The organism is Pseudomonas sp. 58(2021) (genome assembly GCF_017491585.1).
Lineage (GTDB): Bacteria > Pseudomonadota > Gammaproteobacteria > Pseudomonadales > Pseudomonadaceae > Aquipseudomonas > Aquipseudomonas fluorescens_BT.
In genome coordinates, this window is record NZ_JAFGYZ010000015.1 from 149,261 (window position 1) to 155,472 (window position 6,212).

Consider the following 6,212-nt stretch of genomic DNA (forward strand, 5'->3'; position numbering starts at 1 on the left):
AGCAGCCTCTCGGGGGGAAACGACATCACTATGTCATACACATCTTTCAACCAAAGGTGACTGAATGATGCGGTGCTGGCCGCGACGGCGGTCGAACGCCTAGACTTTGCCGATCTTCAGTTCAGGAACCGCCCGTGACTTCCATCTTCTGGTACGACTACGAAACCACCGGCATCAATCCCCGATGCGACCGTCCGTTGCAAGTGGCCGGGATCCGCACCGACCACGAACTCAACGAAATCGACGAACCGGTCAATCTTTACTGCCAGCCCAGCGAAGACATCCTGCCGCACCCGGCCGCGTGCGCGATCACCGGCATCACTCCGAGCCGCCTCGCCGAGCAAGGTTTGAGCGAAGCCGACTTCATGACCCGGGTTCATGCCCAGCTCGCCGCCCCCGGCACCTGCGGCGCGGGGTACAACACCCTGCGCTTCGATGACGAGATGACCCGCTACAGCCTGTACCGCAATTTTTTCGATCCTTACGCCCGTGAATGGCAGGGCGGCAACAGTCGCTGGGACCTGATCGATGTGGTGCGCGCCGCTTATGCGTTGCGTCCCGACGGGCTGGTCTGGCCAACCGATGACGAAGGCCGGGTGACGCTCAAGCTCGAACGCCTGACCGCTGCCAATGGCATTGATCACGGCAACGCCCACGAGGCGCTGTCGGACGTGCGCGCCACCATCGCCCTGGCCCGGTTGATCCGCGAGAAACAGCCCCGGTTGTATGACTGGCTGTTCCAGCTGCGCAGCAAGCAGAAGGTCATGGACCAGATTCGCCTGTTGCAGCCGATGGTGCACATTTCCGGACGCTTTTCGGCGGCCCGCAGTTTTGTCGGTGTGGTGCTGCCGCTGGCCTGGCATCCGCGCAACAAGAATGCGTTGATCGTCTGTGATCTGCATCTGGACCCGCAGGGCCTGCTGGATCTGGATGCACAGGCCTTGCGCCAGCGCCTGTATACCCGTCGCGACGATCTGGCCGAGGGTGAGCTGCCGGTGCCGCTCAAGCTGATTCACATCAACAAGTGCCCGGTGGTGGCGCCGTTGTCGGTGCTGAGAGCTGAAGATCAGCAGCGTCTGGGGCTGGACATGGCGCTTTATCAGGCGCGCGCATTGCGACTAAGTGACGCACAACAAGTTTGGAAAGATAAAGTCTCGGCGATTTATGCCAGCGAAGATTTCACCCCGAGTGAAGATCCGGAACAACAGTTGTACGACGGATTTATCGGTGATCGAGACCGGCGACTATGTGAGCAAGTGAGGACGGCAGATCCTGCACAATTGGCGCGAGAGCAATGGCCGTTCGATGACGAACGCTTGCCCGAATTGTTGTTTCGATATCGAGCGCGTAACTTTCCGGATACGTTGAGTTTCGAAGAGCAAGAACGCTGGCAAATCTTTTGTCGGCAACGCTTGTCCGAGCCGGAGTGGGGTGCCCCTAATACCTTGCAATCTTTTGCCGAGGCCATGAAGCAATGGCTGCTTAGTGCTGCGCCGATGCAGGCCCAGGTGTTGATTGAATGGCAGAACTATGTCCAGGCATTACGCAAACGTTTGAATCTTTGAAATCGAACATGTCCGTCGCCTGAATGACGGGCATAAAAAAACGCCAGCGGATGCTGGCGTTTTTTTATGCCGCGCAGGGGGCTGCGACGGGGGTTGCGGCTTAGCCCAGCAGGGTAGCCCAGCCTTCAACCACATCACCGCCCCACTTGGCTTTCCACTCTTTCAGAGTTTTGTGGTTGCCACCTTTGGTTTCGATGACTTCGCCGTTGTGCGGGTTTTTGTATTGTTTAACTTTGCGAGCACGCTTGGTGCCGGTAGTTTTGGCTGCGCCGCCACGTGGTGCTTTGGTTTTGGATTCTGGATCCAGCAGCGCGATGATGTCGCGCAGGGATTTGGAATATTCGCCCATCAGTGTGCGCAGTTTGCCTTCAAATTCCAGCTCGGCTTGCAGTTTGTCGTCTTGCGACAGGTTCTTCAAACGAGCTTGCAGCTCTTTGATAGCTTCTTCGGTGGCACGGTATTCGTTGATCAAGGACATGATTACTACCTTATGTGGGAGTGCGCGATGGCAGGGGACAGTGCCGCAATAATAGTCAGGCTGTTTCATCAAGTAAACATTTAACCGGGGTTTTTATTTGAATTAGTTACGTTGAAAAGCCCTGAATTGAATGTTCAGTTAAATATTGTGATGGAGTCTTCACAGATATTCACACAGGACTGTTCATGCATGGCTATTGCTGCGCCATCATTCTGGCGTTTGCCAGCGTCAAAAAATCTGTGACGGACTGCCGCGAGGTTCCGGGGGGCATCAATACTGCAGTTTTCCCGCGCAGTCGCTAGAATGGCCGCCTTTGCGAAGTTCTGGAGTTTCCCCCTCATGCGCACTTTTCGGCTGGTGATTTCTTGCCCGGACCGCGTTGGCATCGTTGCCAAAGTCAGTAATTTTCTGGCGGCCCACAATGGCTGGATCACCGAAGCGAGCCACCACTCGGACAATCAGGTCGGCTGGTTCTTCATGCGTCACGAAATCCGTGCCGATTCCCTGCCTTTCGGTATCGAGGTATTGCGCGAGAAGTTTGCGCCGATCGCCGAAGAGTTCTCGATGGACTGGCGCATCACCGACACCGAGCAGAAGAAGCGCGTGGTGCTGATGGCCAGCCGTGAATCCCACTGCCTGGCCGACCTGTTGCACCGCTGGCACAGCGATGAACTCGATTGCGAGATCTCCTGCGTGATTTCCAACCACGATGACCTGCGCAGCATGGTCGAGTGGCACGGCATTCCTTATTACCACGTCCCGGTCAATCCGCAGGACAAGCAGCCGGCCTTCGACGAAGTGTCGCGCCTGGTCAAGCAGCATGACGCCGAAGTGGTGGTGCTGGCGCGCTACATGCAGATCCTGCCGCCGGACATGTGCCGCGAATACGCTCACAAGGTCATCAACATTCACCACAGCTTCCTGCCGTCGTTCGTCGGTGCCAAGCCGTATCACCAGGCCTCGCTGCGTGGCGTGAAGCTGATCGGCGCAACCTGCCACTACGTGACCGAAGAGCTGGATGCCGGCCCGATCATCGAGCAGGACGTAGTGCGTGTCAGCCACAGCGACAGCATTGAAGACATGGTGCGTTTCGGCCGTGACGTCGAGAAGATGGTGCTGGCCCGTGGCCTGCGCTATCACCTGGAAGACCGCGTGCTGGTGCACGGCAACAAGACCGTGGTGTTCTGATCGAAGCTTTCGGTTGAAAAACAAAGGGCCTGGGCGTTCAATCGCCTCAGGCCCTTTTTTTTGCCTTGTTGCAGCCCTGTGAGGAAGCGTTCATGAGCGATCCACTGGACAAAGCCACTTCCAAAGCCCCCGCCACCCTTGGCGAAGGCTGCCTGAGCCGCTATGACCCGGATGACCTGAGCCCGGAGGACGGCACGGAGTTTCCCGGTGCCGCCGAACTGTGGGAGCAACTCAAGGACGAAGAGGACGACCTCAAGAAGCCTGTCTGACGCTCAGCAATTTTTTCAGCAACGGCCTGCCCAGCATCAACAGAAACACCGGGCCACCCACCAGCAGGTAGAAGTAATACGTCACCACCCGCCAGATCAGGATCGCCGCCGCCGCGGTCGATTTGCCGACCATCGGCGCCAGCAGCGCCGCCGAGGTCAATTCCGCCGCACCGGCACCGCCCGGCAGCAGGCTGAACTGCCCCGCACCCAGCGAAAGCATCTGAATCAGAAACGTCCAGGCCCACTGCACATCCGCCCCCAGCCCGCGCAGCGCCAGATACAGCACGCTGTAACGCAGCGACCAATGCACGCAGGTCAGGACGAACACCTTGATCAATGTCTGCCACGGCAATTTCAGCGCATCGGTGAATGCGGCCAGAAAGTGCAGCAACTGCCGCGCCCAGCGCCGTCGGGTACGCGGTTCGACGTTCATCCCGGCCAGCAGGCGTCCGCTCAGGCGAATCAATCGACGGTGATAGCGCGCGACCAGCACGCAACTGAACAGACCGCCGGTCAACGACAGGGCACTGACGGTCAGCAGCCATTCCATACGGTCGCTGAGATGCTGGAACAGCGCGTAGATCAGGATCCCGCTCAGGGCGCAGAGAAAAAACAGCAGATCGCTCAACTGATCCATCGCAAACACGGCACTGCCCCGGGCCGGGCGCACGCCGCTGCGCGCCAGCAGCGCCATGATCGTCAACGGCCCGCCGCTGCCGCCGGGCGTGGCGCACCAGGCGAATTCGGCGGCCATGACCACCCCAAGGCTTTTGACGGGCGTGACCCGGTCACGCTGATCGCCGAGCAGCAGCCGCAGGCGCAGGGTGTTGATGCCCCAGCACAGCAGCACCATGGCGAACATGATCAACAGCCAATTCAGCGGAAAAGCCTGCAAGCGCTCCAAAGTCTCGCCGCCGCCGAGCAGGACGGGCACCGCCACGGCCACCAGCAGGCCGATCAGTAACAGAATGCCGCGACTCAAGCGGCACGCTCGGCTTGAGTGCGCTGGCGCGTCAGCCAGTCGATTTTGGTCATGGGCACGCGTCCGTCCGCCAACAGTCGTTCAAGGGTGCGCCACCAGTAATCCCGGGAAAACCGATGGCGCATGTCCACCGGGTGCAAGCCTAGACGAATCACCGGCGCCTGACGCCAGCGCTGCTCACGCTGTTCGCTGATGACCTTCGACATGCCGCGACGCCAGGCGCTGCGTGCGCTCCAGACCAGTCCCGGGGCCTCGACCGCAGTGAAATCCGGCAAGTGATAAAGATGCTGCGGATCGCTGGTGTAGCGCAGCGGCAGTTCGCGCAGTGCCTGGCGTGTGCCGGCGCTCATCAGCCAGGCCGGGGCGACGAAACCGTGCAGCGGCCAGTCGTGGCGCCGAAACAGATCGATACCTGGGTGCAGGCGGGCGAGGGCGGCTTCACGGGACAGTTGATAAAACTCGCCTTCATGGGTGTAGACCCGGCGCATGAACCAGTCGCGCGCCGTTCGCGGGCCGGGTTCGGTGTCTTCATGGAAATGGCCGTGCAAGGCCAGTTCATCGCCGCGTGCGACGCGCTCGTCGAGCATTCGACAGAACGCCGGGTGAGCCTCAAGGGCATCGTGTCGATGGAAGTCCGGGACCACCAGCCACGTCATCGGTACGTTGCCCAACCGGTCAACGGCGTCGACGAATCCTCGATAATCGGCCCACGTGGAGGGGGCCACGTCATGCAGCACCAGCATCACCGCCGGGCGCTCGTGAGATTCAGCCATTGGCCACCCACGGAGCCGAATCGCCGAGTACGGCGTGGTAGTGGCCCAGCAGGCTGTCGACCACGGTGTCCCAGGCGTAATTGCGCTCGACATGTTGGCGCGCCTGTTGACCAAGTGAGCCAGTCCCGCGACTGAACAGTTCGCGCACGGCATTGGCCATGGATTGCGCATTGTTCGGCGCACAGAGCAGGCCGCAGGATTCGCTGACGATTTCCTCGAACGCCCCGGCCGCCACCGCCACCACCGGAATGCCGCAGGCCATGGCCTCCAGAATCACCAGGCCGAAGGTTTCCTGATCGCCGGCATGGATCAGCGCGTCGGCACTGGCCATCAGGCGTGCGACCTGGGTGGCCGGGCAGAACCGGTCGATCACGCTGACGTTGGCCGGGACGGACGCCGGCATCGACGAGCCGACCAGCAGCAAGTGATAACGCGGGCCCAGGCGTTTCATGCAATCGAGCAGCACCGGCAGGTTTTTCTCTTTGGAGCCCCGACCGGCGAAGATCAACAGGCGTGTGTCCTCGGCGATCCCCAGTTCGCTGCGCAACGCGGCGTCGCGGGCATCGGGGTGGAAGGTCTGCAGGTCAACGCCCAGCGGCTGCACGAAGACGTTGCGCACGCCCAGCCCGCTGAGCTTGTCGGCCATGACCTGGCTGGGCGCCAGCACCCGGTCGAAATTACCGTACAACTTGCGCACATACGCATCGATATTCGGCGTGACCCAGTGGCCCATTCGGTTGCCCACCAACAGCGGCAGGTCGGAGTGATAGAAACCGATTACCGGCACATCCAGTTGCCGACGCGCATCGAGCGCGGCCCAGGCGGTGAGGTACGGATCGCCGACTTCGATCAGATCCGGTTGCAAGTCCTGCAGGACGTTTCGCCACGGGGCCAGGCGCAGGGGAAAACGATAGCCTTTGCCGAAGGGCAGGGCGGGGGCGGGAACCGTGTAAACGC

At 60.6% G+C, this 6,212-nt stretch carries 7 protein-coding genes; 3 read left to right on the plus strand and 4 right to left on the minus strand.

Going from position 1 to position 6,212, the window contains the following annotated elements; all coding sequences use genetic code 11:
* Positions 1 to 134: 134 nt before the first annotated feature.
* Positions 135 to 1,565: an exodeoxyribonuclease I gene (gene sbcB, locus J5M72_RS18830; protein ID WP_207866762.1), complete on the plus strand. Its 1,431-nt coding sequence runs from the start codon at positions 135 to 137 to the stop codon at positions 1,563 to 1,565.
* 100 nt (positions 1,566 to 1,665) lie between these two features.
* On the opposite strand, the gene mvaT is transcribed toward sbcB, so the two are convergent.
* The gene (gene mvaT / locus J5M72_RS18835; RefSeq protein WP_007951234.1) at positions 1,666 to 2,043 is read right to left on the minus strand and encodes a histone-like nucleoid-structuring protein MvaT; all 378 of its coding nucleotides are present in this window, start codon (positions 2,041 to 2,043) and stop codon (positions 1,666 to 1,668) included.
* 339 nt (positions 2,044 to 2,382) lie between these two features.
* Between mvaT and purU the strand changes: the two genes are divergently transcribed.
* Entirely contained in the window at positions 2,383 to 3,231 is an 849-nt protein-coding gene (gene purU, locus J5M72_RS18840) for a formyltetrahydrofolate deformylase (RefSeq protein WP_007912774.1), read from the plus strand.
* Between the two features lie 92 nt (positions 3,232 to 3,323).
* Positions 3,324 to 3,500 (plus strand): hypothetical protein, encoded by a 177-nt coding sequence (locus J5M72_RS18845; RefSeq protein ID WP_007951232.1) that lies wholly within the window; start codon positions 3,324 to 3,326, stop codon positions 3,498 to 3,500.
* On the opposite strand, the gene J5M72_RS18850 is transcribed toward J5M72_RS18845, so the two are convergent.
* From J5M72_RS18850 to J5M72_RS18860, 3 genes are all read right to left on the minus strand, one after another.
* The gene (locus J5M72_RS18850; RefSeq protein ID WP_207866763.1) at positions 3,484 to 4,482 is read right to left on the minus strand and encodes a lysylphosphatidylglycerol synthase transmembrane domain-containing protein; all 999 of its coding nucleotides are present in this window, start codon (positions 4,480 to 4,482) and stop codon (positions 3,484 to 3,486) included. The two genes, J5M72_RS18845 and J5M72_RS18850, sit on opposite strands and share 17 nt — an antisense overlap.
* Complete coding sequence (locus J5M72_RS18855) at positions 4,479 to 5,255, minus strand: polysaccharide deacetylase family protein (protein WP_207866764.1); 777 nt, start codon at positions 5,253 to 5,255, stop codon at positions 4,479 to 4,481. The genes J5M72_RS18850 and J5M72_RS18855 overlap by 4 nt, the downstream gene beginning before the upstream one ends.
* The coding region (locus J5M72_RS18860; RefSeq protein WP_207866765.1) for a glycosyltransferase family 1 protein at positions 5,248 to 6,212 on the minus strand (965 nt) is incomplete at its 5' end. The genes J5M72_RS18855 and J5M72_RS18860, both read right to left, overlap by 8 nt.